The sequence below is a fragment of the Methylocella sp. CPCC 101449 genome, assembly GCF_031921685.1.
Classification (GTDB): domain Bacteria; phylum Pseudomonadota; class Alphaproteobacteria; order Rhizobiales; family Beijerinckiaceae; genus Terripilifer.
In genome coordinates this window covers 2040422-2065881 of record NZ_JAPDHU010000001.1, presented here as the reverse complement: position 1 = coordinate 2065881, position 25460 = coordinate 2040422, and the positions used below count along the sequence as shown (strand labels likewise).

Sequence of the window (25460 nt, the reverse complement as noted above, 5' to 3'; positions counted from 1 at the left end):
ATTCCGGCCCAGGCTGACAACTATGGTCGCGCGAAACTATTTATGGTGGGCCAGAAACCGTTCATCATAAAGCTTTTCCGCCGGCGGCGGATCGGCGAGCGTGCCGATCTCGCGCAGCGACCGGCGGATCACTTCGACCGCACCTTTGTCGAATCCGCCCTTGTCGCGGACCATGCGGGTGATCTCATCCTCATAGGCGGCACGCGCCGATTCCGGGCTGATCCGCAAGGTGGCGGCGCTGACCTTGATGGTGATCTCCGGATTGGCCTTGGCGAAAGCCACCGCCTTGAACCAGCCATCGACGAAGCGCTGCACCACATCCGGCGATTTGGCGATCAGCTCGTTGCGCGCGAACAGAACGTTGGAATGAAAATCCTTCACGATGTCGCCAAGCGGCGCCAGCACCTGCCCCTGCTTGTTCAACTGCGCATCGAAAGCCGTCGCCGCGCCCATGACGACACCGTCGATATCGCCAGAGCGCATGGCGGCGATGGACGTGCGCGACGCGCCGGTCGGAAAGGAGATCACCCCGTCATTGCCCCAGCCCTGGCCACGGCCAATTTCGCGCGCCATCCAGTCGGTTAACGAGCCGGCCGACGTCACGCCAAGTTTCTTGCCGCGCAGATCGGCCAGGGATTTGATCGGCGATGGGTTCGCCACCAGCACCACCATATTGTAAGGCGCACCGCTGACAGCGGCGATGGCGGTGACCGGTACGCCCTTCACCGGATAGGCGAGCCCAGGCCCCGATCCGAAACCCAGATCGACGGAACCGGACGCGAGACCAACCATCGTCTGCGACTCACCACCGAAATAGATCGACTCCACCTCCAGACCGAACTGCTTCCAGATGCCGGCCTCATTGCCGACGTCGACGATGGTTAGGATCATCGGGCCGCCGGATTTACCGACTTTCAATTTGGTCTGGGCCTGGGCAACACCGGCAAGCGCCAGGCCAACGACAAAAGCCGCAACTCGCCCCACGAAAAAGCGTGCCATTTCTCCTCCCGAAGATTTTTTATTGCGCAGGAGCGTAGAGGCTTGCCCAGGGGCTGTAAATACGCGTTCAATAGGGACAAGGGCCACATAAGCGCCCACAACGTCCTGGGAGGACGACATGAAGATCGGCCATGCGGATGTGCAGGACGGCGCGGTGACGACACCGGAATTTCGCGGCGGCGGCAAATTGTTCCGCACGCTGCTCGCCGGCGCGGAAGGACGGCCCGATAACTTCCGCCTGGTTTACGTGCGCACCAACGGACCGATTGCGACGCCGCGCCATCGCCACAACTTCGATCAGCTTCGCCTCGCCATCGAAGGCGACATCAATTATGGGCCGAACCATTGGATCAGGCCGGGCGAACTGGCTTATTTCCCCGAAAGCACACCCTATGGTCCCGAAGAGGCTGACAACGAACGGCTCGGCATCACCATTCAATTCGGCGGCGACAGCGGCGAAGGCTTTATCAGCGAACGACAGATGAACGACGGCATGGCGACGCTGCAACGTCACGGCACGTTCGAGAACGGTATCTATCGCCGCACCGACGATCCGCCTGATGGCACCCGCCGCAATCAGGATGCCTTCGAGGCGATCTGGGAGAACGTCAGCGGGCGCCGCATCGCCTATGCGCCCAAGCGCTGGGACGCACCGATCCTGATGCGCCCGCAAGAGCAAGCCTGGAGCGATATCGCGCCGGGGATCACGTCAAAACACCTGGGCGATTTCGGCACGCGCGGCACCGCCTTCGTTTTGCTGCGCCTTGATGCCAACCGAGCGCATGCGCTCTCAGCGCGCGACGGTTGGCGTATCGGCTTCGTTTTGTCCGGCACCGGCAGGATCGGCGACAACGCTCTGCGCGCCCATTCGGCTTTCGCGCTGGAAGCCGGCGAAAGCGCTACGATCGCGGCTGAAGCCCCACTCCATCTTTTCCTGGCGGATATGCCGGCTTTCTAGCAGGATGTTCTCAGTGTCATTCCCGACGCGCGAAGCGCGAGCGGGAATCCAGAGCAACCACACGAATGCTGAACACAGTGCAGGTGAGAATTGATGTGGCTTTTTACCACTCGCCCCTGGATCCCCGCTCAGCCGCTGCGCGGCTGTCGGGGATGACACGAAGGATTTTCGACACACCGCCTGACAAACGGATTGATCATGTTCGAGATCGGCTTCATCGGCACCGGCGCGCTCGGCGGCGCCTTGGCGCGCAAACTGCTTCAATCGGGACGCCGCCTCACCATCTACGATGCCGATCCTAAGATGCGGCAACGCATGGCGGAAGCCGGCGCGACCGTTGCGGCCTCGGCCCGTGCAGTGGCAGACACATGCGAGATCGCCTTCGTCTGCCTGCCGGCCCCTGCTATCAGCCGCGCCGTCGCTGACGAGATCGCCGGTGCTACGCGTCTGCGCATCCTGGTCGAATGTTCGACCCTTGGCGTCAAGACGATGCGCGACATTGCCGATCATCTCGCGCAGGCCCAGATCGCCGTGCTCGATTGTCCGGTGACGGGCGCGGCCGGTGGCTCGCGCGGTGTCGATGCCGGCACATTCGCTTTCGTCTGCGCCGGACCAAACGACATCTTCGCGCGGATCGAGCCCTTGCTGCGCAGCCTGACGGAACGCGTTCACCATGTCGGCACCGAGCCCGGCATGGCGCAGATTGCCAAGGTCATCAACAATGCCTTGTCTATCACCGCGCTCACCGTGTCCTGCGAGGCCATCGTCATGGGTGTCAAAGCCGGCCTCAACCCCGGCGCCTTGATCGACGCCCTCAACGACGGCAGCGGCCGCAATTCCGCGACATCGGATAAATTCCCGCGCTCCATTCTGCCGCGCGACTTCGCCTCGCCGATGAGCATCGGCGTCAAGGACATGCAGCTCTACATGGAAACCATCGAGGCCATGGGCCTGCCGGCGCCCATCGGCACGGCGGTGATGGACATCTGGAACAGCGCCTACGCAGAAAACCCGAAGCGCGGCTACAATTCCATCGTCGAATATTTCGAACGGCCGGCCGGCGTTGAAGTGAAAGGCTGAGATTGGCTACCATGCCCGCGCGACAGGAGGGACCCCATGAAAGTGCGCGCCGCCATTCTCGAAGACATGGGCCGGTCCCCGCCTTATGCCACCTCGCGCCCGCTGACGATCCAGGAGATCGACATCGCTCCACCCGGCCCCGGCGAAGTGCTGGTGCGCATCGCCGCCGCCGGCCTCTGCCATTCCGATCTTTCTGTGATCGACGGATCGCGGCCGCGCCCCACGCCCATGGCGCTCGGCCATGAAGCCTCCGGCGTCGTCGCCGCTTTGGGCACGGGCGTCGATGATCTGAGCATCGGCGATCATGTCGTTTTGGTCTTCGTGCCGAGCTGCGGCCATTGCCTGCCCTGCGCCACCGGCCGCCCGGCGCTGTGCGAACCAGCCGCTGCCGCCAACGGCGCCGGGACGTTGCTGTCGGGTGAGAAACGCATCAGCCGCAACGGCACGCCGATCAATCACCACATGGGCGTGTCGGCCTTCGCCGATCACGCCGTGGTCTCGCGCCGCTCGCTCGTGCGCATCGACAAGGATATTCCGCTCGAACACGCGGCACTCTTCGGTTGCGCCGTGCTCACCGGCGTCGGCGCGGTGATCAACACCGCACAGATTTCGGCAGGATCGACAGTCGCCATCGTCGGTCTTGGCGGCGTCGGGCTCTCGGCCTTGTTGGGGGCAGTCGCCTGTGGCGCCGACCGTGTCGCCGCCATCGATCTCGATGCCGGCAAGCTCGCCGTCGCCCGTCAGCTCGGCGCGACGGAAACTTTCGAGTCAGGCAGCGCCGATGCCATCGCCAACATTCGTGACGCGAGCAATGGTGGCTATGACACGGTGATCGAACTGGCCGGATCGGCGAAGGCGCTCGAACTGGCCTATGCCGTCACCAAACGCGGCGGCACCACCGTCACCGGCGGCCTGCCCGCGCCGTCAGCCATGTTGCAAATCCCCGCCGTCAGCCTTGTCGCCGAAGAGCGCACCCTGAAAGGCAGCTACATCGGCACCTGCGTGCCCGCGCGCGATCTGCCGCGCTATCTCAATCTTTTCCGGCGCGGCCGCCTGCCGGTCGACCGGCTGCTGACCGACCAGATCAACCTGGACGACGTCAACGCCGGTTTCGATCGGCTGCGCGAAGGCAAGGCGATCCGGCAGGTCGTTCGTTTCAGCTGACTGTCAGCTTCGACCCCGCATTCTCCCTGATCCGTTCATCCTGCAGCCATGTTTGTCATGGCATAGTCGGGAAGCTTAAACGCGATCATTCGTGAGACGACGCGATGGCGGCAAACAATTCAGCGCAGCAAGCTCTCGTCGCGCTCAACCGCTTCGGCTTTGGCGCACGCGGCGGTAACTCTGGCGATCTCGCCGCAGCGGCAAGCGATCCGCGCGGCTTCGTCCTGGCTGAACTGACGAACCCGCGTTCAACGCTTCTCGAAAATCCGATCCTACGTTCGACCGACGCCTTGCTGAGCGAACTTTACGGCCTGCAACAGCAGGAACGCACCTATCGCCTCGCGGTCAATCAACAGACCGCGAACGCCACCGCCAATGCCCAAGCATCAAACGGCCAAATTGCAAGCGAGCCGACGGAAACGCCTGCAACACCGCCGCCCGCACCGCTGCCGCCGCAGCCCAATTTCAACGTCATCACCGAACGTTTCCGCGCCGAAGCTTTGGCCCGCATCCAGCGCACCCATGCGCCGGCCTGCGGCTTCGTCGAACGGCTTGTCACCTTCTGGTCCAATCATTTCTGCATTTCGGCGATCAAAGGCCCAGGCGTGCGCATCACGGCCGGCGCTTTCGAACGCGAAGCGATCCGCCCGCATGTGCTCGGCCATTTCGCCGATCTGCTGCGCGCCGTCGAACAGCATCCCGCCATGCTGTTCTATCTCGACAACGCGCAATCGATCGGACCCAATTCCCGCGCCGGACAAAACGGCAAACGCGGCCTCAACGAAAATCTGGCGCGCGAGATCATGGAGCTACACACGCTCGGCGTCGACGGCGGCTATACCCAGGCCGATGTCACGTCTTTCGCCCGCATCATCACCGGCTGGACGGTCGTCGGACCGGCCGCGCGTCTGGGCACGCCCGGCACGTTCACCTTCAACGCCAATGCGCATGAACCCGGCGATCACACCTTGCTGCAGAAGACCTATGCGGAAGGTGGCGTAACCCAAGGCGAACAGGCGCTGACCGATCTGGCGCGCCATCCCTCGACCGCCAAATTCATCGCCACCAAACTGGTGCGCCATTTTATCGCCGACGATCCGCCACCGGCCCTCGTCGATAAGCTGGCGAAAGTGTTTCGCGACAGCGACGGCGATCTGAAAGCGGTCTCGACCGCACTCGTCAGCGATCCGCTCGCCTGGTCGACGCCGCTCACCAAGATCCGCAGTCCTTACGAATTTCTGGTCGCCTCGTCGCGCCTGTTCGCGCGCACGCCCGATCAGCCGCAGCGTTATCTTGGTTCGCTTGCCCTGATGGGCGCGCCGCTGTGGCAGCCCCCTGGCCCGAACGGTTTTGCCGACACCAATTTCGCCTGGGCCACACCCAACGGCATGAAGGCGCGGCTGGAAATTTCCAATCAGATCGCCAAGCGCCTCGGCAATCTCACCGATCCGCAGGAAGCGCTCGATGCCGCCGCCGGCGCCGCCGCCTCGGCCGATCTCAAACAAACCATCGGACGCGCTGAGTCGCGCGAACAGGCCATCGCCCTCGTGCTGATGTCGCCGGAATTCCAGAGGAGATAACCATCATGGCCTCCACCCTCCTGCATGCCACGCGCCGACAGCTTCTCGTCACCGGTGGCGCGCTGTTCGCCTGGTCTTATCTGCCGCGCTTCGCCCGCGCCGCCGATGCCAGAGATCCCCGCTTCATCACCATCATCCTGCGCGGCGCGCTCGATGGCCTCGGCGCCGTTCCACCCGTCGGCGATCCCGCTTATGCCGCCTTGCACGGCCCCATCGCGTTGTCGCTCACCGGCGACACGCCGGCTTTGCCGCTCGACGGCTTTTTCGCGCTGCATCCCTCGATGACCAATCTGGCCCGCCTTTATGGCGCGCGGCAGGCGACCATCGTTCACGCCACGGCGACTGCCTATCGCGACCGCTCGCATTTCGACGGCCAGGACGTATTGGAAAGCGGCTACGCCGGTGCCGGACGCACCGATTCCGGCTGGCTTAACCGGGCAGTCTCGGTTCTGCCCAAGGGCGAACGTGTCGCGTCACGCGGAAAAGCCCTCGGCGTCGGTCCGGCGACGCCGCTCATCCTGCGCGGTGGCGCGCCGGTCACCGGCTGGACGCCGAGCACTTTGCCCGCGGTGCAGGACGATCTCGAACAACGCCTGCTGGCGCTTTATCGCGAACAGGACAAGGCGCTCGCCACGGTGCTCACCGAAAGTCTCGACATCGAGAAGATCGCCCAGCGCGAAGCCGGCGGCATGCGGCCCGTCGGCGGCAATGTGATCGAAGCCATGCGCACGCCGGCGCGCGGCGCCGCCAAACTGCTTGCCGCCGACGATGGCCCGCGCATCGCCGCACTGGCCTATGATGGCTGGGACACCCATGCCAATGAAGGCGGCGCCACCGGCCGCCTGGCGCAATTGGTGGCCGGCCTCGATGCCGCCATCGCCGAATTCGAAACCGGCCTTGGCCCGGCCTGGAAGGACACGGTCGTCGTCGCCATCACCGAATTCGGCCGCACGGCGAAGGTCAACGGCACGACGGGCACCGATCACGGCACCGGCACCGTCGCTTTCCTCGCCGGCGGCGCTTTGGCCGGCGGCAAGATGGTCGCCGATTGGCCGGGCCTGCGCGACGAGCAATTGTTTGAAAAACGCGACCTGAAGGCGACGACCGATCTGCGCGCCGTGCTCAAAGGCCTCTTGGTCGATCACCTCAACATCGGCACGGCGCAGATCGAAGGCGTTTTCCCGGATTCGATTTCGGCCAAACCGCTACGTGGCCTGATCGCATAAAGAAACCAATTGCGTTCGATACGGATTATGCCATCGATTGGATCACGCTTGTATTGCTCGCGAGCCCCGCATCGATGGCCACCTCCGTTACGGCATTGAACGCCGCCAATTTCTTCATGGCCGATGTCCGCGACGGATTAGGTCCGTTCTTGGGTGTCTTTTTGCAGAACCGGCAGTGGAGCGCTTCGGAGATCGGGATCGTCATGACGATCGGCGGCCTGGCCGGCATGATCGCAACCACGCCGGCGGGCATTCTGGTCGACACCACGAAAGCCAAACGGGCATTGGCGATCACGGCCATTGTCGCGGTCATCCTGGCGAACACCATCAACTATCTGTATCCGACATTTCCCATCACCGCCGCGGCGCAGACGATCAGCGCCATTGGCGGCGCCGCCATGGGACCCATCATCGCGGCCTTAACCCTGGGCCTCGTCAAACAGGCGGGCTTCGCCCATCAGCTCGGCCGCAATGAAGCGTTCAACCATGCGGGTAATGCCTCTGCCGCAGCGCTAGCCGGGCTTCTCGGTTATCTCTTCGGTTTCGTCGCGATATTCGTCTTGATGTCCGCGATGGCCGTGGCATCGGCCATCGCGGTGCTCTCCATCAAGGGCGGCGACATCGACCATGAAGCGGCGCGCGGGCGGGAAAATGTCGGCGCGGACGCGCCAGCTGTCAGCAGTTATTCCACCTTGCTCACCTCGCGCCCTTTGATCGTCATCGCCGTGACGATGGCGCTCTTTCATCTCGGCAACGCCGCGATGCTGCCGCTTCTCGGCCAAGCCATGGTGGCGCGCGGCGATCAATGGGATCCGAGCGCCTATACGGCCGCGACCATTCTGATCGCACAAATCACCATGATACCGGCGGCTTTGCTTGCCGCCCGTATTGCCGAAGTGCGCGGCTATAGCCCGCTTTTCATCGCCGCTCTTGTCGCGCTACCGATCCGGGGCCTCATCGCCTGGTCTTTCACCGAACCTGGCGCGCTCATCCCCGTGCAGATTCTCGACGGCGTCGGCGCCGGCCTCCTGGGCGTCGCTTTGCCCGGCCTCGTCGCTCAGGTTCTGGCCGGCACGGGCCACGTCAATGCCGGCCTCGGCGCCGTCATGACCGTCCAAGGCATCGGCGCGGCCTTCAGCACCACCATCGCCGGCTTCGCCGCCGACCGATGGAGCTATGGCGCCGCCTTCCTGATCCTGGGGGCCATCGCCTTGGCCGGCTTAGCATTTTGGCTTCTCAATGCGCGATTTTTCGCGCCACGCAGCACAGGGCAGCTTGATCCCAATACGACATAAAACTTTGCCGCGTCGTTCGTGCTAAGCAAAACTCTGTCACCCCTCGACATGACGAAGACGCCCTATCTGGAGCGGAAATGGTATCGAACTTAATCCCGCCGGCCTTGCTTGCCCCCATCCTGCTCATCCTGTCGAACGTCTTCATGACGTTCGCCTGGTATGGCCATCTGAAATACAAGGAAAGCCCGCTGCTTTGGGCGATTCTCGCGAGCTGGGGCATCGCGCTCGTCGAATATTGCTTCGCCGTTCCAGCCAATCGCTACGGCAGCGCCTTCTATTCCGTTGCCGAACTCAAAACGATGCAGGAAGTGATTACCTTGCTCGTGTTCGCCGGCTTCTCGACCTTCTATCTCAAGGAGCAGCTCGGCTGGAATCACGCCGTCGGCTTCATCCTCATTGCCGCAGGCGCGGCCTTCATCTTCAAGGATAAGATCTGAAATAAAAAACGCGCCGCTGGCGGGCGGCGCGTTCGATGCAACTTATGTCTTGAGCGATTAACGGGCCGCCTGCTTGGCGATGATGTGATCCTTGATGTCCTCATAGACATTCTTCGGCACGATATTCTTGTCGAGCAGCTCGTTCTTGCCGCGATACGGACGGCCCTTGATGATGGCGGCCGAACGCGCTGCGCCAATGCCTTTCAGCTTTTCGAGATCGGCGGCGGAGGCGGTGTTGATGTCGAGAAGATCGGTCGCGGCAGCCGGCTTGGCAGCGGTCGTGGGCGCCGTTGCAGGTGTTGCGGCAGGCGTTGCGGGCTTGGCTGTGGTGGCGGGAGCAGTCGTCGTCGGAGCCGTTGCGGCCGGTGGCGGGACAACAGGCTTGGCGGGTTGCGTTGAAGTCGCCGGCGCCTGCGCCAAAGCTGCGCCAGTTAGGGCGGTCGCGAATGCGAGAGCGGCAAGAATGCGGGTCTTCATGGCTGTCTCCAGTAGAACGGAAGGTCCCAAGGCTTAAGGGCACCTCACACCGTTCACTCTAGTCAGCGCAGATGAACCGTGGCTGAACCCACTGGCGCGTTATCGGCAACAAAAGTCATCACCGGCGGACCGTTGCGATGCGCTTCGGTCGGTCCCTTGGCGGGCTCCGGCGCGCGCACGGTCGCCACCAGAGCAATGGCGATGGCAAAGGCCATCACAGCCACCAGCCGAACCGACATGCGCAACTGCTGCTGCGCCAGTTCCGGCGGCATTGCATAGCTGAAGCCATTGTTTTCACGCGATTCGGACCAGTTTCGGGAGCGCATCTGAGCCTCCTGGGCACGGGCGGGACGAAGAACCAGACGTCCCGCTCCAAACGGGATAAGCCCGATCCCTGCCGTCTTGCAGTGTGGTAACGCACAAACCCGCCAGAGGTTCGATCAAAAACAGGCCGAAAATCGGCTTTTCCATTTGCCCTTTGGGCTCTGCGAAACTATTTTCCGCCGCCTCCATGAATCCCATGGAGAATCCATAACTCTCCGGAGACCAGAAATGTCGTTCCTTGCAGGCGCAGTGACCCGCGTGAAGCCGTCAGCCACCATGGTGGCTACCCAGGTGGCGCGCGACCTGAAAAACGCCGGGCGCGACATCATCTCGCTTTCCGTCGGCGAACCGGACTTCGATACGCCCGATCACATCAAAAAGGCGGCCATCGACGCCATCAATCGCGGCGAGACGAAATATCCGCCGGTGCTCGGCATCGTGCCGCTGCGCGAAGCCATCGCCAAGAAGTTCAAGCGCGAGAACGAACTCGACTACAAGCCGTCGCAGACCATTGTCGGCACGGGCGGCAAGCAGATCCTGTTCAACACCTTCCTCGCCACCTGCGACAAGGGCGATGAAGTCATCATCCCGGCGCCCTATTGGGTGAGCTATCCGGACATGGTGACCATTGCTGGCGGCACGCCGGTGATCGTCAAGACGACGCTCGAGTCGGGCTTCAAACTACAGCCCGAGGACCTCGATCGCGCCATCACGCCGAAGACCAAGTGGGTGCTGCTCAACTCGCCGTCGAACCCGACGGGCGCGGCCTATACCCGCGACGAATTGAAGGCCCTCACCGACGTTTTAATGCGGCCGAAGAACAAGCATGTCTGGGTGTTCAGCGACGACATCTACGAACATCTGATCTACGGCGACTTCAAATTCACGACGCCGGTGCAAATCGAACCGAACCTGATGGATCGCGCGCTGACCATGAACGGCATGTCGAAGAGCTATGCCATGACCGGCTGGCGCATCGGCTATGCCGCTGGCCCCGACATCCTGATCAAGGCTCTCGACCTGCTGCACGGCCAGCAGACCTCGGGAGCCTGCACGATCGCGCAATGGGCTTCGGTCGAGGCCTTGAACGGCCCGCAGGATCATCTGCCGATCTTCCGCAAGGCCTTCGAGGAGCGCCGCGATCTGGTGGTCTCGATGCTCAACCAGGCCAAATTCATCAAGTGCCCGACGCCGGAAGGCGCCTTCTATGTCTATCCCGATTGTTCGGCGGCGATGGGCAAGAAGACCCAGGACGGCAAGGTGCTGACAACCGACGAGGACTTCATCACCGCCTTGCTGCACCAGGAAGGCGTCGCGGTTGTGCATGGCTCGGCCTTCGGCCTTGGCCCGAACTTCCGCATTTCCTATGCGGCGAAGACCGGCCTGCTGGAAGACGCCTGCCGGCGCATCCAGCGCTTCACCGCCAGCCTGTCGTAAAAAACTTTCCGCGGTGCATCATCAGATGCACCGCGGCTCATCCTTTGGTCTCCCTCCGTCGCGCTTTGAGCCCGTTCACCGTCCGGCTATGCTGGACGCGGTACGAAACGGAGGGATGTGCCATGGCAGCCTTTTCATCGAAACATCTGCTCTGGGGCGCGGCACTTTTGCTGCTATCCGGCGCCCTGCCCGCCCAGGCCCAGGACGCCAAGGGCGTCTGGCTGCGCGACAATGGCAAGAGCCGCGTGCGCATCACCGATTGCGGCGGCGCCCTGTGTGGCACGATCTCCTGGCTCGCCGACTCAAGCGGCCCTTCGAAAGTCGGCCAACGCGTCTTCTACAATATGAAGCCCAACGGCGCCGGCAAATGGAGCGGCAACGCCTTCAATCCGGAAGACGGCAAGACCTATTCCGGCACGATGAGCCTGTCAGGCTCGACGCTCACCACCTCTGGCTGCGTGCTCGGCGGCCTGATCTGCCGTTCGGTCAGTTGGTCGCGGGTCAATTGATCCGCTGAAGCGCTGATGTGGCGTGCTATGCTGAGGCATGCTCGCGCACACGCCTTACGACGGCAGTTCGAAACCCTTCACCATCGGCCTGCGCCCGCTCGATCCGGCCCGCTGGATCGAGCCTGACGCGGACCTCGCGCGGTTCCTCGCCGAGAAGCAGCGCCTGTTCGCCGATCAGCGCGATGCGGTCTTCACCGCCCGCGCCGATACGCAGGCAAGCCAACGCGAAATCCGCGATGCCCTTGCCGACTATCTGACGCAGACCTATTCCGATCTCTATGTCCGTGACGGCAACGGCATCCTCATTGTGCCGCTGCGGCAACGCCTGGCTTTCGACGACATCTTGCCGCCCCTGATGCAGGCAGCGCTGCTCGTTCAGGACGATCTCGCACTGATGCGCCGTTTCGACAACGGCTGGCGCCTGGCCGCCGCCGCGATCTGCTTTCCCTCGACCTGGAACCTGCGAGAAAAGTTCGACAGAACCCTCGCCGACATTCACGCGCCGGTGCCGGGCTTTCCCGGCGAGATGGAAAAGCGTGTGACGCGCATTTTCGACAATCTACGGGCCGGTGCGCCGGTCGAACGGTTCAACTGGTCCATCTACGACAACGATGTGCTGCATCATCCCCATCCCACGCCGCGCCCGTCGCCGGCAACGGAACCATCGTTCGTCCGTATCGAGCGGCAGACCCTGCGCCGCATGGCTTCCGGCGATATCCTCTTCACCATCCGCATCCTCATCGATCCGATCGCCGCCTTCCGCGATCATCCGGAGGGACAAACCCTGGCCGCCGCCCTGCGCGACCAGCTTCTGGCGCTGACGCCCGATCAACTTGCCTACAAGAATATGACCGAGAGCCGCGACAGGATCGCTCATTCCCTCGCCGCATTTGTCACGTCAGACTGAGCCCATGAGCGATGAAGAACGCAACAGATTGAGTGCCCGCGCCGCGCGCTATGCGCAGGTCGGCACACGGGTCGGCGGTGTCGCCGCCCGCATGGCGAGCGCGCGCCTGCGCGGCCGCGATATGTTCGACGATGCCAATGCGGCCGCTTTCACCGCCGCCCTCGGTTCCCTCAAGGGGCCGATGATGAAAGTGGCGCAATTCCTCGCCACCATCCCGGAAGCCCTGCCGCAGGACTGGGCCGACCGGCTCAAGCAATTGCAATCGAATGCGCCACCCATGGGCGCCGGTTTCGTCAATCGCCGTATGATGGCGGAACTCGGCGCCGGTTGGCGCGCCAAGTTCTCGACCTTCGATCTGCATCCCGCGCACGCGGCTTCGCTTGGCCAGGTGCATCGCGCCACCTCGCTCGATGGCCGGCCGCTGGCCTGCAAGCTGCAATATCCCGACATGACCTCGGTGGTCGAAGCCGATCTGAAACAGCTCGACATTCTCTTCGCTCTGCGCCGCCGCCTCAACACCGCGCTCGATACACGCGAGGCCGCCAAGGAAATCGGCGCGCGCCTGCGCGAGGAACTCGACTATGAGCGCGAAGCCAAACATGTGGCGCTCTATCGCGAAATCCTCGGCGATCGCACGACGCAGACCAACGTGCGGGTGCCGGGCGTGTGGCCGGACCTTTCCACGCGCCGCCTCATCACTCTCGACTGGCTCGAAGGCGAGCCGCTGCTCGATTTCAAATCGGCCTCGCAGGAGGCGCGCAACACCATCGCCACCGCCATGTTCCGCGCCTGGTGGCATCCCTTCATCAAGCTCGGCATCATCCACGGTGACCCGCATCTCGGCAATTACACCGTGTTCCGCGACGGCAGCGGCGAAGCAGCCGGCATCAACCTGCTCGACTATGGCTGCATCCGCATCTTTCCACCGAGCTTCGTCAAAGGCGTCGTCGATCTTTATCGCGGCCTGCGTGACGCCGATGAAGCAGCCATCGCCGCGGCTTACGAGACCTGGGGCTTTCGCGGTTTAAGCTCGCAATTGCGCGACGTACTCAACATCTGGTCGCGCTTCATCTATGGGCCGCTGCTCGATGATCGTGTGCGCCCCATCGCCGAAGGCGTTTCGCCCGGTGAATATGGCCGCACGCAAGCGGGTCGCATCCATGAAGGGCTCAAGCAGCACGGCCCCGTCACCGTGCCGCGCGAATTCGTCTTCATGGATCGCGCCGCCATCGGCCTCGGCGGCGCTTTCCTGCATCTCGACGCACGGCTGAATTTCTACGCCATGTTCAACGAAGCGCTGGTCGATTTCGACGTCGACACGTTGGCGCAGCGACAGGCCGCCGTCTTGCAAAAGGCCGGCCTGTCAGCGCCCACGTGAGGAACGGGCCTTTCGCATCGATTTGAAATCGGCATTCAAACGTTTGCCCGCCAGATTGACCTGTTTGCGCAGCCAACGGGCCGTGCGCTTTTTGACATCCTTGCGCACCGCAGCGACATGGGCCGCATCGCCGGCATGACAGGCGCCAAGCTCGAAGCCCATCATTTCCAAAAGATCGAGATTGAGCAGTTCGGCAGGATCGCGCTTCGCCTCGATCTTGCGATAGGTCGGCCCCAGACGGCGCACGACGATGCCCTCGGCAACCCGATAATTCGGATCGGGCGCGCGATGCGCGCCACCGGCGATCTTGCCGCTTTGAATGGCCACGTCTTCCGCGCCGCTGAAACGCCAGGCGGAAGCACAAAGCATTTTCGATTCGCGCAGCACGATGCCGCCACGCCAATGGCCCCAGGCGACGAAACGCGGACGGCCAAGACTGCCGGTGCCTGCGACCCGACGGGCGAATTGCAGCTTGATCTTCGGATCGGGCATCGCCGCGCGCAGCGCCTTGGCATGCGGCGCCGGCACGGCGCTTGATGGAACCGGCTTGTCGAAACAGGCAAGCTGCATCTTCGCCCAATATTTGCTGCGGTCCGCAGGCGGCAGGTTCATGGCCTCGCGCAACCGATCATGCTCCTGTTCCAGGATCGTCGGCTGCGGTTGCGCTATACCCTTGCGGTAGCCGCGCAGAATGCGCGCACAAATTTCCTTCTCGGTCGGCTTGGTGCCCTTGCGCGCCAGGATGGCGCTCAGCCCCAAGCGAACGAGATCCAACGCATAGGGCATGGTCGCCGCTTCATCGAAGTCGTTGACGCCCCAGGTCATGCGGCTGTCGGCATCGCGCCACAGCCCAAAATTCTCCAGATGAATATCACCCACCGCGAGAATAGGCGGACAGGCGGCGGTCTCGGGCGCATCCTTCAAAATGGTTTCGGCGAACCGCCAGTAAGTTCCGCGCAGGAACGAGAAGGCATTCTCGCTGATCTTCTGGTTCTTCCACTTCATGTCGGCTGCGACAAAGGTCTTGCCCGCCTGTTGGCGCAGCCAGCCGTCATAGGCTTTGACCGATTGCTTGAATGACGGAATTTCAACGGACTTCGTGCGCGTGTCAGCCATATCAGCTCCCCCAGCAGTCCTGCCGCCCTTGCAACCTAGCACCTACCGAGCGAGCTTCCACCTTGTCATCACCGGGGTAGAAGCCTATCGTGAGGCGAGGCAGTCGTCCCGTTCTTGGACGCCCTTTAACCGCCTCTTTACCCTGATAACAGACTCTCTGAGGCCAACGCTGGCGGCCGTGGCCAGTGCATAGGGGCGAAATGAGTTCTATTATACTGATTGCAGACGATGATCCGGTGCAGCGCCGCCTCCTCGAAGCGATGGTGCGGCGATTTGGATACGAGGTTGAGTCGGTCGATGGCGGCGAAGCCGTCCTGACGCGCCTCGAAGCGGCGGACAAGCCTGCCATCGCCATGGTCATTCTGGACCTCGTCATGCCCGACCTCGACGGCATGGGCGTGCTCGGCAAATTGCGCGAGCGCAAGCTCACCACACCGGTGATCGTGCAAACCGCTCACGGTTCCATCGAGACGGTGATCTCGGCCATGCGCGCCGGCGCGGTCGACTTCGTCGTCAAGCCGGTCGGCGCCGAACGCTTGCAGATTTCGATCAAGAACGCTTTGCGGGCCGATGCGCTGGAAGACGAAATCCGGCGCATGAACCGCAAGGCCAGCGGCACGCTCGGCCTGAAAGACATCGCCACCCGGTCGCCGGAGATGGAACGCATCATTCGCCTGGGTGAGCGCGCCGCCAAGTCGACCATTCCCGTCCTCATTGAGGGCGAGTCCGGCGTCGGCAAGGAACTGATCGCCCGCGCCATCCAGGGCGCCTCCGATCGTCGCGGCAAACCCTTCGTCACCGTCAACTGCGGCGCCCTGCCGGAGAACCTAGTCGAGTCCATTCTTTTCGGTCACGAGAAGGGCGCCTTCACCGGCGCCACCGAAAAGCACACCGGCAAGTTCCTCGAAGCCAATGGCGGCACGCTGTTCCTGGACGAGGTCGGCGAACTGCCGCTCGAGACCCAGGTGAAGCTGCTGCGCGCTTTGCAAGAAGGCGAGATCGATCCGGTCGGCGGCAAGCGCTCGATCAAGGTGGATATCCGGCTGATTTCCGCCACCAATCAGAATCTGATCGAACTGGTGAAGCGCGGCGCCTTCCGCGAAGACCTCTATTATCGTCTCAACGTCTTCCCGATTTCCATTCCGCCGCTGCGTTCGCGCCGCGACGACATCCCCGATCTCGCCCGCCGCTTCACCGCGCGCTTCGCCGCCGAGGAAGGCCGCAAGCTGCGCGGCATGTCGTCGGAGGCCGTGTCCTTGCTGACCCGCTACGACTGGCCGGGCAATGTCCGCCAGCTCGAAAACGCAGTCTTCCGCGCGGTGGTTTTGGCGGAAGGCGACGAACTGACCGTGGCGGAGTTCCCGCAGATCGCGGCTCAGGTCGATGGCTTCGATGTCCGTATCCCGCCGGCTCCGGCCGCCGCCCCGCCGGTGACGCAGAAGGAAATCGTCCGCATCGAAGTGCGCGATCCCAACGTGCTGCGCCTGCTCGACGAGAACGGCAATGTCCGCCGTCTCGAGGACATGGAAGCCGAATCGATTCGCTTCGCCCTCGCCCATTATCGCGGGCAAATGTCGGAAATGGCCCGCCGCCTCGGCATCGGTCGCTCGACCCTTTATCGCAAAATGAAGGATTACGGGTTGAACGATCCGAACGAAGGCATGGAAACCGACGAAGTCGCCTAAAATGGCGGCAAGCAATCAGCGCCAGCGTGGGATTTTTGCAACGCCTGTGTGTGATCACGCACGGACCCGGCCGCATGCCTAGGCGTAGCGTGGTTCGTGACGTAAATTTTACACGGTTTCGGCCCGCCTGCCGGCGGCAGAGCCGTGATCATGGGCGGGGGCGATGCTGGTATCCATAAATAACAGATTGCTGCATGGCACGGCCCTGCTGGCCGTCAGTCTTGCTTTCGGCGTGACCCTGGGCGTCGCCCAAGGCCAAGCACAAGACAGCGCGCCGACGCCCGATATAGCCGTCACCGTGCCGATGCCGCCGGACGCCGCGCTGAGCGCCGATGTCCAAGCGCCCGCCGCCGACACCGCTGCGCCAGCCGCCGCCCAAACGGAAGCGGACGCCAAGCCCGCGACCGAGCCACCGAGCGACCCCACAGTCATCGTCGAACTGCCGCCGGAAGCGCCCCTCAATCTCGATTCTCACCCGCTCGATTCTCATCCGACGGCGACGATCGCCACGCCAGCCCCCGCGGCGGCCGAGGCGCAACCCGCCCCGCAGCCGTCACAGGTGCAGCAGGCCGAAACACCGCCGGCCGCTCCGGCCAGTGAGCAGACCGCCGACCAGTCCGGCAATCAGTCCGCCTTGCGCGACCGCATCCGCCAGGCTTTGGCCGCTGCGGTCGAGGCGGAACCGGCCCGCACCACCAAGGCGCAGACCCAGCGCCGCGAGCGCGAAGCCGTCGCCGCTTTCTACGCCACCCGCGACAATGCCCCGCTGTGGAGCGACGGCAAGGCGCTGACCAAGGCCGGCACGGCCCTCGTCGCCCGTCTCGACCGAGCCGGCGAAGACGGCCTCGTCCTCGGCGACTTCCGCAGCGTTCCGAGCATCGGCAATGACGAACAGGCGGCGATCACGGAACTCGCCTTGACCAATGCGGCCATCACTTATGCGTTGCAGGCGCGCGGCGCCCGCATCGATCCGCGCACCATCGGCCTGATCACCGCCAAGCCGGAAATCCCCGATGTCGCGACGATCCTCGCCGCCCTCGCTGACGCGGGCGACAGCGTCGGCGATCGCCTCGCCGCCTTCAATCCGCCGCAGCCCGGCTATCGCGCGCTGCGCGAGAAGCTGGCGGAACTGCGCCGCGAACATCCAGCCATCGCCAATCAGCGCATCGGCCCGGGCCCGGTTCTGCGCGTCGGCATGAAGGACCAGCGCGTGCCGCTGTTGCGCGCCCGCCTCGGCGTCGATGCCGAGAGCGAGACCGACCCAATGCTCTATGATGTGCGCGTCGCCAGCGCCGTCGCCGATTTCAACCGCGCCAACGGCCTGCCTGCCGTCAACACGCTGACGGCGCGGACAATAGCCAAATTGTCCGGCGGCGAACCGCTGCGGCTGGAAGCCGAATTGCTGTCGAACATGGAACGCTGGCGCTGGATGCCGCGCGACATGGGCGAGACGCGCATCGAGGTCAACATTCCCGACTACCGGGTGAATGTGATGCGTGGCAGCGAGCTGATCCACAGCGCCCGCGTCGTCGTCGGCAAGCCGCAGACGCCCACCCCGGTGTTCTCCGATCGGATGCAGCATCTCATCGTCAATCCCTATTGGAACGTGCCGACATCCATCATTCAGAAAGAGATGATGCCGGCCTATGCCAAGGACCCGAGCTATTTCCAGCGGCGCGGCTATGAAGTGGCGAAGACGCGCAACGGCCAGCTCGTGGTGCGTCAGCCGCCGGGCGAACGCAACGCGCTCGGCCACATCAAATTCATGTTCCCCAACGAACATGCGGTCTATCTGCACGACACGCCGTCGCGCGGCCTGTTCGCCAATGCGCGGCGCGCCTACAGCCACGGCTGCGTGCGCGTCGATCAGCCCTTCCGCCTCGCCGAGGTGGTACTGGGCAAGGAGAACGGCTGGAGTGAGCAGAAGGTGCGCTCCATGGTCGGCGGCGGCGAACGCCTCGTGAAACTGCCGGAAACCATTCCGATCCACATCGAATATTTCACCGCCTTCGTCGACGACGAGGGCAAGGTGCAATTGCGCGAAGACATCTACGGCTATTCACGCAAAGTGCAGACCGCGCTCGGGCTGTAGTCCTCCGCACCTTGGGTGTCATCTCGGACGCACCGCAGGTGCGATCCGGGAACCAGGGGCACGTGGTGAAACGTTTGCAGGTTTAAGAAGCCGCTGTGTCGCAGCGATGAATGAATGGCTCTACCGCATGCCCCTGGATCCCGGATCACGCTGCGCGTGTCCGGGATGACACAAAGATCGCGGCCAAACGTCATCACGCACCAAGGTATCGCTCTAATTGCGCTCGACGAAAGATTTGTATTCGGCGATCACTTCCGGCGACAGACCCGAGATCACCTTCGACAGATAGGCGGTGATCGCTTCACCGTCGTTGGGCGTGCCGACATCGAAATTGCGCCGCCGCGCTTCCTCTTGATAGGCTGCATCTCTGACCATCCGGCCATAGGCGTCGCGCAAAATCTTCGTCTGCGCTTCCGGCATGCCGGGCGGTCCGATCAAGGCCAGCCCCAGCCGCATCGGCGTCGCCAAGAGACCGATCAACTCACGCTCGCGCGCATCGGTAAGCAGCGTATCGATGACCGGCAGATTGGGTTCCATCGGGAAGGTCTGGAACAGCGGTGTCACCAGGCCGGACGCGATCATATCGGGGCGGATGCTGGCCCGATCGGAGAAGATCGCTTCCGTCTCGCCGCGCTCCAGCGACAGCACCGCTGGCGCCATGCCAGGATAGCCACGCACCACTTTGAACGGGAACTTTTCGTAACGCGCCAGAATTTCCGGCACGATCGAATTGGACGTGGTGGCGCCGGAACCCGCGACATTGAGTTCGCGCTTCAAGGCTTTCAGATCGGCGATCGATTTGAGGCCGGACGAATTGCGCGCCCAGAAAATGAAATTGGTGCTGGCGGCGCTGCCCATCCAGGTGAAGCGGCGCACGTCGTAACGCGCCGTCTTGTCATCGCCGATCGGCGCCAGCACGAAGCCGGCACGCCCCGGCATGCCCAGCGTCAGCCCATCGACCGTCGCCGAGGCATAAAGATAATTGCCCAGAGTGACTCCGCCGGCACCCGGCATGTTGCGCGGCTGGATTTGCGGTTCGCCCGGAATGAAGCGGCTGAGGAACTGCGCCACCAGGCGCATCTCATTGTCGATGCCGCCGCCCGGCGGCTGGCCGGCATAGAGCACGATGGTCTTGCCGGCATAAAAATCCTGTGCCTGCGCCAATGGCGACAGCAGCAGCGCGGTCGCTGTCATGACGGCTTTCACGCACGCTCGCGCGCTCATCTGATCCTCCCTGCTGGCGCTTATTCCGCGCCTGGATGTTATTGAGCGTCGTCTTAGCGTTTGATGTGTCCATCAAACGCAGAAACTCTATGCTTATCGGTCGGTGAGCTTCAGCTCGATCCGTCGATTGCGGCGCAGCGCTTCGTCACTGTCGCCTGGATCGATCGGTTGGAACTCGCCGAAGCCCGCCGCCGCCAATCGCTGCGGCGACACGCCCTTACTGACGAGATACTGCACGACGGCGATGGCGCGGCTCGCTGACAGATCCCAATTCGACTTGTAAGTGCCGCCGGTGATCGGCCGCTTGTCCGTGTGGCCATCGACGCGCATCACCCACGGCAGTTCCGGCGGAATTTCGCGTTCGAGATCGGCCATCGCCGTCGCCAGTTTGTCGAGCTCGGCATGGCCCTGCGAACTGATGTCGGCTTTGCCGGTATCGAAAAGCACTTCCGACTCGAAGACGAAGCGATCGCCCACGGTGCGGATGCCAGGACGATTGCCGAGAATTTCCTTCAGGCGGCCGAAGAAGTCGGAGCGATAGCGCGCCAGTTCCTGCACCTTCTGCGCCAGCGCCACATTGAGGCGCGAGCCGAGATCGGCAATGCGCGCCTGCGAGTCGCGGTCGCGCTGTTCCGACGCATTGAGCGCCTCTTCCAGGGCCGAGAGCTGCCGGCGCAGCGCCGCGATCTGCTGATTGAGAATGTCGACTTGCGCCGCCGCACGCGCCGAAATCTGCCGCTCGGCATCAAGAGCCTGTTGCGCGGCCGCCGCAGCATTGCCGCCCGCAGCCGCATTGGCGGTGCCGGAATCGAGCAGCCCTTGCAGGCGATCGCGATCGCGCTGCGCCGCATCGAGAGTCGCCATCAAGCTGGAGAGATTGGCCTGGGCATCGGCGCGCCCGGACCGTTCCAGCGCCAAGAGCGATGTCAGTTCCTCGATCTGCCGGTTCAACTTGACGAGCGCATTGTCCTTGCCCGTCACCTCGCGCGACAGGAAGTATTGGCCGAGCATGAAGACGGACAGAAGAAAGATGATGGCCAGCAGCATGGTCGACAACGCATCGACGAAGCCCGGCCAGTAATCGAAGCCGCCGCGACGGCGCGAGCGGATATAAGCCATCAGTGTCGCTCCGGCTCCGATGTCAGCCGTTCAAGCAGTTTCTTGACTTCGCGCTGCTGTTCGGCTTGCGCCTCGACCCAATCGCGGATCATCTGCTGCTCGCCGCGCATATGTTTGACGAGCCCCTGAATGCCTTCGGCCAGATTGGCCATGGCGGCAGTAGCCGCGCGTGAGCCCGCAGGATCACCGATCTTGGCGAGCGCCGCCGCCAAATCCGGCGGCAGGCCCGCCAGGGCCACATCGCCGGCGCCAGTCGACAGAAAATCTTCCAGCTCCGTGTAGAAGCGGTTTTGCGCCTGTCCCGCTTGCAGATCGAGAAAGCCCAGGATGAGCGAGCCGGCGAGGCCGAACAGCGACGAGGTGAAGGAGATCGACATGCCGGCGATCGGCGCCGACAGACCATTCTTCAATTCGTCGAACATCAATGTCGCGTCACTGCCGCCCTGCATCGACTTGATGACATTGCCGATGGAACCGACGGTTTCGAGCAGGCCCCAGAACGTGCCGAGCAGGCCAAGGAACACCAAGAGGCCGGTCAGATAACGAGCGATCTCACGCGATTCATCGAGACGTGCGCCGACGGAATCGAGAATGACGCGCAGCATCTGCGTGGTGATCGGCGTGGCGTGATCCTTGTCGCCGATCATTTTCGCCATCGGCGCGAGCAACACGGGCGGACGCGCCTGCGCCGCCTGGCCGGCCTGATAGGCATTGACCCAGCGCACTTCGCGCCGCAGCCGCCAAGCCTGCCGGATCGCCAGGATGATGCCGATGGCCAGCACGCCGAGAATCAAAGCGTTGAGGCCCGGATTAGCCATGAAGGCCGTTTGGATCTGGCGATAGAGAATGAGGACGACGAAGCCGACCAGCGCCAGGAAAACGATCATGCGCAGCAGATAGATGCCGGGTGCGGACAGTTTACGCGTGTCGTTCTCGCTCGCCATAAATCTCCATCCTCCGGACGAAGCGTTGCGGGCGCTTAGGGGGATTGCGACGAAGAATCGCGCGGCGCCTCGACAGACATGTCAGAAAACGTCAGAAACCGCGCCCGATCAAGCCCGGGACAGCGATAGAACATCAGTTTGTGTCGTAATGGCGAAATTGCGACCGAATTTCAGGCAGTTCAGGCGCGATTGATCAGGGCGAGAAGCTGCCGCTGCATGGTTTCATTGCCGGCGCAGACCGACCCCTTGTCCAGCATGTCGTTGCCGCCGTCCGCATCGGAGACAAAGCCGCCCGCTTCGCGCACCAGAACGATGCCGGCCGCCGTGTCCCACGGTTGCAGACTGCGCTCCCAGAAGCCGTCGAGCCGGCCGGCGGCGACGAAGGCGAGATCGAGCGCCGCGGCGCCCATCCGGCGGATATTGTGCACCCGCGCCATGACCGACGACAGTTCCGCCTTGAACTTCGGATGCGCCGACGCCTTGCCGAGATGCGGCACGCCGGTGCCCATCAGCGCCTCGGAAATGTCGGACCGGGCAGCGACCCGCAGGCGGCGGTTGTTGTGCCAGGACCCCTGGCCTTTTTCGGCGACGAACATATCGTCGCTGATCGGATTGTAGACGAGGCCCGCCACCAATTGGCCCTCGCGCTCCAGCGCCAGGGAAATGGCGAAAACCGGCAGGCCGTGCAGGAAATTGGTGGTGCCGTCGAGCGGATCGATGATCCAGCGATGGGTGGTGTCACTGCCGACGATCTCGCCGGATTCCTCCATCAGGAAACTATAGCCCGGCCGCGCCTTGGCCAGTTCGTCGCGCAGCACCCGTTCGGCCTTGCGGTCGGCGGCAGAGACGAAATCGCCCGGTCCCTTGATCGACACCTGCAGGTTCTCAACCTCGCCGAAATCGCGCTTGAGGCCACGGCCGGCTTTCACGGCAGCGGCGGTCATCACATTCATCAGGGCGGAGCGGATCATAGCGAGAAAATGCCGGTCAGGAGGGAGTTGCAGGGAATTTGGGCCAGTGGCCACGCCCGGCCCAAAGGCAGGAACCAGAGGGCTGGAACCGGGATGTCTGCCCGCCCGATGCGGGCAGGTCAAGTCATTTGGGTCAAGTCATTTGCCGAGAAATCGCTGAATCGCCTCTTCGACCGCCGTTTTCTGGCCCTGGGACAGGGTGCGGAGCTTTTCCTCGAGCCATTCGTCGGGGAGACCGTTGGCCCGGGCGAGCACGTGCCATTTCATCGCCTCGACCAGATCGGCCTTGACGCCGCGCCCCACCACATAGAGCCGGGCCAGCCGGTTCTGGGCGATCGGATTGTTGAGCGAAGCGGCCCGGATGAAATATTTGGCCGCCTCTTCCTCATTTTTCTCGGTGCCGGTGCCATTGAACCGGGCAATGGCATAGTCGACCATGGCCGGAACGAGCTTTTCGTCGGCCGCCTTATGCATCAATTGCGTCGCCATGGCGCGATCCTGCGGCACACCGGACCCGTCCTTGTAGAGCATGGCGAGCGCATAGGTCGCCTCGACATTGCCCGCGTCCATCGAGCGGCGGAACAGATCCGCCGCCTTGCGGAAATCCTGGATGTCGCCTTGAATTTCCATGACGGCGAGATTGTAGAGAGCCGACGGCTGGTTCTTTTCCGCGGCCTTCTCGAACAAGGCGCGCGCCTCCTTCGGATCGGCCTTGACGCCGCGGCCCTCGAGATAGGCGAGCCCCAGCGAATATTGCGCCGCCGCGTCACCACGGTCAGCCGCCAGGCGATACCATTTGTTGGCCTCTTCCTGGCTCTGTTTCACCGACAGGCCGTCGCGATAAAGTTCGCCGACCAGCGCCATGGCCGGCGCATCGTTGGCATTGGTTTGCAGCCGCTTCATCGCCTCCTGCATGGCCGTCACGTACAGACCACGCTGATAGGCGCCGAAAGCCAGATCGACCGGCACTTTGATATAAGGCTCGGCCGGGGTCGGCCCCGAGGTCGGCAATTTCGTCGGATCCGGCATCGTGACCTTGCGTGCCGAATTGTCGAACGGCGGATCGAAAGGCTTCTGTGGCGCGGGTTTGTCCTGCGCCACGGCCAGCGCCGGAAGAACGCTCAGGAGAAGAAAGATCGGCAAAATGCGCACGGTCACGACACCTCCGCGGCGCGCGCCGTCATCATCGCCAGAACATCGTCGATGGCCGCGCGCGATCCACGCGGATCGTTCCAAACGGCTTCGCGCAGCGCAATGAAATCGGCGCCCGCTTCGACGAGTGGGCCCACATCCTCAAGCGATCGCGCATAGGCAACGCAAGGCACGGTGAAGATTTCCGCCCACCAGCGCACCCGCTCCAAAACCGCATCGGCGGAGGGCAGCGTGTCGGCGGCGTCCGGCTCGCCGAACATCACATAGTCGACGTCGAGTTCCCCGGCGCTCATCGCCTGATGGCGCGTGCGCAGGCCACCGACCCCGACAATGCCGCCGGCGCGACCTTGCGCGACGCGTGCCTGGCGCACTTGATCGAACAAGGCCTGATCGTCGTCATCGTCTGGATGGTCGAGATGAACGCCATCGGCCTCCTGGTCACCGGCGGCCGCCGGATCGCGCAACAGCGCCGCGGCGCCCGCTGCCTGGCAGGTGGCAATGGCCTGCTTGAGATTTTGGGATTCGCCGCCTGCATCGACGCAGACGCAGGCAATGCCGCCGCCGGCGAGCGCGGCGGCGAGAAGCGGATTGAGCGTGCCGGCGGCAGGCTGCCGCGGCGTCAACAGATAAAGCCCAGTCGGCTCGCTTGGCTCGGACATAAGAACTACCGGATATCACACTGCGCAGGACGAGCCATAGCATTTTGCCGTCTGACAAGGTCAAGCGGCCCTAAAGACACGTCAAAACAGAGACAGATGGCAAAATTGCGTTTCGATCGAACGCAATTTGCTCGGTAGTTTTGGCAAAGGAAACAGGCACGGATTCACGCCAAGGCCCTGCATCGAACCAGCAATGCATCTGGAACCCGGCTGAAGCGAAAGCTGGACGGATTATTCCGCGGCGGTCGCTTCGAGATCGGCAGCGCCATCGAACAGACCAACGAAAGCCGCCCGGCTTTCCTCGAGCTTCTCGAAATGGAAATGCGCCACTTCAGCCAATTTGCGCGCGCCGTGATCGGTCAGCGCCAGCAGCGCCCGACGACGATCCTTCGGATCTTTCACACGCTCGATCAGCTTGGCGTTTTCCAACCGGTTCACCAATTCGGCAGCGGTGTTGGGACGGATCAGCAGCAAGCGTGCCAATTCGCCGACGCTGATCGGCTCTTCCTCGCGACGGGCTTTGATCGCTAGCATCGCCTGATACCGACGCGGCCCCAGATTGGAGCGCTCCAGCATCGCATCGCTGAACGCCGTGAATTGGCGCAGCGCATGGCGGAAGCGGGCCAGTTTCTCATAGTCCTCGCGGCTGAGCGCTGGCGTATTCGAAGCATCCATATGCCTAACCCTCACCAAACAATCCGTCCGATCGAGTCTTGCTCGAACCACT

Annotated in this window: 24 protein-coding genes; 13 read left to right on the top strand and 11 right to left on the bottom strand. The window is 63.3% G+C overall.

Going from position 1 to position 25460, the window contains the following annotated elements:
* Nucleotides 1-36: 36 nt before the first annotated feature.
* Nucleotides 37-999 (bottom strand): ABC transporter substrate-binding protein, encoded by a 963-nt coding sequence (locus OIM99_RS09570; protein ID WP_311850109.1) that lies wholly within the window; start codon nt 997-999, stop codon nt 37-39.
* A 118-nt stretch (nt 1000-1117) separates the two neighbouring features.
* Between OIM99_RS09570 and OIM99_RS09565 the strand changes: the two genes are divergently transcribed.
* From OIM99_RS09565 to OIM99_RS09535, 7 genes are all read left to right on the top strand, one after another.
* The gene (locus tag OIM99_RS09565; protein ID WP_311850108.1) at nt 1118-1957 is read left to right on the top strand and encodes a hypothetical protein; all 840 of its coding nucleotides are present in this window, start codon (nt 1118-1120) and stop codon (nt 1955-1957) included.
* A gap of 198 nt (nt 1958-2155) precedes the next feature.
* Entirely contained in the window at nt 2156-3037 is an 882-nt protein-coding gene (locus tag OIM99_RS09560; protein ID WP_311850107.1) for an NAD(P)-dependent oxidoreductase, read from the top strand.
* Nucleotides 3038-3073: 36 nt separating this feature from the next.
* Nucleotides 3074-4201, top strand: a complete 1128-nt coding sequence (locus OIM99_RS09555; RefSeq protein ID WP_311850106.1) for a zinc-dependent alcohol dehydrogenase family protein — start codon at nt 3074-3076, stop codon at nt 4199-4201.
* A 104-nt stretch (nt 4202-4305) separates the two neighbouring features.
* Nucleotides 4306-5781, top strand: coding sequence for a DUF1800 family protein (locus OIM99_RS09550; protein WP_311850105.1), 1476 nt, complete (start codon nt 4306-4308; stop codon nt 5779-5781).
* Between the two features lie 5 nt (nt 5782-5786).
* Nucleotides 5787-7007 (top strand): DUF1501 domain-containing protein, encoded by a 1221-nt coding sequence (locus tag OIM99_RS09545; RefSeq protein WP_311850104.1) that lies wholly within the window; start codon nt 5787-5789, stop codon nt 7005-7007.
* 74 nt (nt 7008-7081) lie between these two features.
* Complete coding sequence (locus OIM99_RS09540) at nt 7082-8302, top strand: MFS transporter (RefSeq protein WP_311850103.1); 1221 nt, start codon at nt 7082-7084, stop codon at nt 8300-8302.
* 77 nt (nt 8303-8379) lie between these two features.
* Complete coding sequence (locus OIM99_RS09535; protein ID WP_311850102.1) at nt 8380-8739, top strand: DMT family protein; 360 nt, start codon at nt 8380-8382, stop codon at nt 8737-8739.
* A 57-nt stretch (nt 8740-8796) separates the two neighbouring features.
* Here OIM99_RS09535 and OIM99_RS09530 read toward each other — a convergent pair whose 3' ends face one another.
* Together OIM99_RS09530 and OIM99_RS09525 are read right to left on the bottom strand one after the other, a co-directional pair.
* A complete protein-coding gene (locus tag OIM99_RS09530; protein WP_311850101.1) occupies nt 8797-9216 on the bottom strand; it encodes a helix-hairpin-helix domain-containing protein in 420 nt (139 codons plus the stop codon).
* Between the two features lie 62 nt (nt 9217-9278).
* Nucleotides 9279-9542, bottom strand: a complete 264-nt coding sequence (locus OIM99_RS09525; protein ID WP_311850100.1) for a hypothetical protein — start codon at nt 9540-9542, stop codon at nt 9279-9281.
* Between the two features lie 226 nt (nt 9543-9768).
* Here OIM99_RS09525 and OIM99_RS09520 point away from each other — a divergent pair, with 226 nt between their 5' ends.
* The 4 genes from OIM99_RS09520 to OIM99_RS09505 all read left to right on the top strand — a co-directional run bounded on the left by OIM99_RS09520 (nt 9769) and on the right by OIM99_RS09505 (nt 13771).
* Nucleotides 9769-10977 (top strand): pyridoxal phosphate-dependent aminotransferase, encoded by a 1209-nt coding sequence (locus tag OIM99_RS09520; protein WP_311850099.1) that lies wholly within the window; start codon nt 9769-9771, stop codon nt 10975-10977.
* 122 nt (nt 10978-11099) lie between these two features.
* Complete coding sequence (locus OIM99_RS09515; RefSeq protein ID WP_311850098.1) at nt 11100-11486, top strand: DUF2147 domain-containing protein; 387 nt, start codon at nt 11100-11102, stop codon at nt 11484-11486.
* Nucleotides 11487-11523: 37 nt separating this feature from the next.
* Nucleotides 11524-12393, top strand: coding sequence for a DUF3445 domain-containing protein (locus tag OIM99_RS09510; protein ID WP_311850097.1), 870 nt, complete (start codon nt 11524-11526; stop codon nt 12391-12393).
* Between the two features lie 4 nt (nt 12394-12397).
* Entirely contained in the window at nt 12398-13771 is a 1374-nt protein-coding gene (locus OIM99_RS09505; RefSeq protein ID WP_311850096.1) for an AarF/ABC1/UbiB kinase family protein, read from the top strand.
* Here OIM99_RS09505 and OIM99_RS09500 read toward each other — a convergent pair.
* On the bottom strand, nt 13757-14887 hold the full coding sequence (locus OIM99_RS09500) for a DUF2252 family protein (RefSeq protein WP_311850095.1): 1131 nt from the start codon (nt 14885-14887) through the stop codon (nt 13757-13759). The genes OIM99_RS09505 and OIM99_RS09500 overlap by 15 nt on opposite strands.
* A gap of 200 nt (nt 14888-15087) precedes the next feature.
* Here OIM99_RS09500 and OIM99_RS09495 point away from each other — a divergent pair, with 200 nt between their 5' ends.
* Entirely contained in the window at nt 15088-16572 is a 1485-nt protein-coding gene (locus tag OIM99_RS09495) for a sigma-54 dependent transcriptional regulator (protein ID WP_311850094.1), read from the top strand.
* Between the two features lie 163 nt (nt 16573-16735).
* Nucleotides 16736-18664, top strand: coding sequence for a L,D-transpeptidase family protein (locus tag OIM99_RS09490; RefSeq protein ID WP_311850093.1), 1929 nt, complete (start codon nt 16736-16738; stop codon nt 18662-18664).
* Nucleotides 18665-18877: 213 nt separating this feature from the next.
* On the opposite strand, the gene OIM99_RS09485 is transcribed toward OIM99_RS09490, so the two are convergent.
* The 7 genes from OIM99_RS09485 to OIM99_RS09455 form a co-directional block, all read right to left on the bottom strand.
* Complete coding sequence (locus OIM99_RS09485) at nt 18878-19888, bottom strand: tripartite tricarboxylate transporter substrate-binding protein (RefSeq protein ID WP_311850092.1); 1011 nt, start codon at nt 19886-19888, stop codon at nt 18878-18880.
* A gap of 93 nt (nt 19889-19981) precedes the next feature.
* Nucleotides 19982-21007, bottom strand: a complete 1026-nt coding sequence (locus OIM99_RS09480; protein ID WP_311850091.1) for a peptidoglycan -binding protein — start codon at nt 21005-21007, stop codon at nt 19982-19984.
* Nucleotides 21007-21951, bottom strand: a complete 945-nt coding sequence (locus OIM99_RS09475; protein ID WP_311850090.1) for a flagellar motor protein MotA — start codon at nt 21949-21951, stop codon at nt 21007-21009. Before OIM99_RS09475 ends, OIM99_RS09480 begins: the two co-directional genes overlap by 1 nt.
* 179 nt (nt 21952-22130) lie before the next feature.
* A complete protein-coding gene (locus OIM99_RS09470; RefSeq protein WP_311850089.1) occupies nt 22131-22922 on the bottom strand; it encodes an inositol monophosphatase family protein in 792 nt (263 codons plus the stop codon).
* A gap of 138 nt (nt 22923-23060) precedes the next feature.
* Complete coding sequence (locus OIM99_RS09465) at nt 23061-24080, bottom strand: tetratricopeptide repeat protein (RefSeq protein ID WP_311850088.1); 1020 nt, start codon at nt 24078-24080, stop codon at nt 23061-23063.
* Nucleotides 24077-24733, bottom strand: a complete 657-nt coding sequence (locus OIM99_RS09460) for a thiamine phosphate synthase (protein ID WP_311850087.1) — start codon at nt 24731-24733, stop codon at nt 24077-24079. The genes OIM99_RS09465 and OIM99_RS09460 overlap by 4 nt, the downstream gene beginning before the upstream one ends.
* Nucleotides 24734-24964: 231 nt before the next feature.
* Nucleotides 24965-25408 carry a MarR family transcriptional regulator gene (locus OIM99_RS09455; RefSeq protein WP_311850086.1) on the bottom strand — a complete coding sequence of 148 codons (444 nt, stop codon included), beginning with the start codon at nt 25406-25408 and terminating at the stop codon, nt 24965-24967.
* Nucleotides 25409-25460 lie beyond the last annotated feature (52 nt).

Coding starts and splice junctions, on each gene's coding strand:
- OIM99_RS09475 (WP_311850090.1), bottom strand. CDS start 21,951: ATGGCGAGCGAGAACGACACGCGTAAACTGTCCGCACCCGGCATCTAT.
- OIM99_RS09515 (WP_311850098.1), top strand. CDS start 11,100: ATGGCAGCCTTTTCATCGAAACATCTGCTCTGGGGCGCGGCACTTTTG.
- OIM99_RS09480 (WP_311850091.1), bottom strand. CDS start 21,007: ATGGCTTATATCCGCTCGCGCCGTCGCGGCGGCTTCGATTACTGGCCG.
- OIM99_RS09545 (WP_311850104.1), top strand. CDS start 5,787: ATGGCCTCCACCCTCCTGCATGCCACGCGCCGACAGCTTCTCGTCACC.
- OIM99_RS09535 (WP_311850102.1), top strand. CDS start 8,380: ATGGTATCGAACTTAATCCCGCCGGCCTTGCTTGCCCCCATCCTGCTC.
- OIM99_RS09565 (WP_311850108.1), top strand. CDS start 1,118: ATGAAGATCGGCCATGCGGATGTGCAGGACGGCGCGGTGACGACACCG.
- OIM99_RS09560 (WP_311850107.1), top strand. CDS start 2,156: ATGTTCGAGATCGGCTTCATCGGCACCGGCGCGCTCGGCGGCGCCTTG.
- OIM99_RS09470 (WP_311850089.1), bottom strand. CDS start 22,922: ATGATCCGCTCCGCCCTGATGAATGTGATGACCGCCGCTGCCGTGAAA.
- OIM99_RS09490 (WP_311850093.1), top strand. CDS start 16,736: ATGCTGGTATCCATAAATAACAGATTGCTGCATGGCACGGCCCTGCTG.
- OIM99_RS09505 (WP_311850096.1), top strand. CDS start 12,398: ATGAGCGATGAAGAACGCAACAGATTGAGTGCCCGCGCCGCGCGCTAT.
- OIM99_RS09500 (WP_311850095.1), bottom strand. CDS start 14,887: ATGGCTGACACGCGCACGAAGTCCGTTGAAATTCCGTCATTCAAGCAA.
- OIM99_RS09495 (WP_311850094.1), top strand. CDS start 15,088: ATGAGTTCTATTATACTGATTGCAGACGATGATCCGGTGCAGCGCCGC.
- OIM99_RS09530 (WP_311850101.1), bottom strand. CDS start 9,216: ATGAAGACCCGCATTCTTGCCGCTCTCGCATTCGCGACCGCCCTAACT.
- OIM99_RS09520 (WP_311850099.1), top strand. CDS start 9,769: ATGTCGTTCCTTGCAGGCGCAGTGACCCGCGTGAAGCCGTCAGCCACC.
- OIM99_RS09510 (WP_311850097.1), top strand. CDS start 11,524: ATGCTCGCGCACACGCCTTACGACGGCAGTTCGAAACCCTTCACCATC.
- OIM99_RS09570 (WP_311850109.1), bottom strand. CDS start 999: ATGGCACGCTTTTTCGTGGGGCGAGTTGCGGCTTTTGTCGTTGGCCTG.
- OIM99_RS09540 (WP_311850103.1), top strand. CDS start 7,082: ATGGCCACCTCCGTTACGGCATTGAACGCCGCCAATTTCTTCATGGCC.
- OIM99_RS09460 (WP_311850087.1), bottom strand. CDS start 24,733: ATGTCCGAGCCAAGCGAGCCGACTGGGCTTTATCTGTTGACGCCGCGG.
- OIM99_RS09525 (WP_311850100.1), bottom strand. CDS start 9,542: ATGCGCTCCCGAAACTGGTCCGAATCGCGTGAAAACAATGGCTTCAGC.
- OIM99_RS09550 (WP_311850105.1), top strand. CDS start 4,306: ATGGCGGCAAACAATTCAGCGCAGCAAGCTCTCGTCGCGCTCAACCGC.
- OIM99_RS09555 (WP_311850106.1), top strand. CDS start 3,074: ATGAAAGTGCGCGCCGCCATTCTCGAAGACATGGGCCGGTCCCCGCCT.
- OIM99_RS09485 (WP_311850092.1), bottom strand. CDS start 19,888: ATGAGCGCGCGAGCGTGCGTGAAAGCCGTCATGACAGCGACCGCGCTG.
- OIM99_RS09455 (WP_311850086.1), bottom strand. CDS start 25,408: ATGGATGCTTCGAATACGCCAGCGCTCAGCCGCGAGGACTATGAGAAA.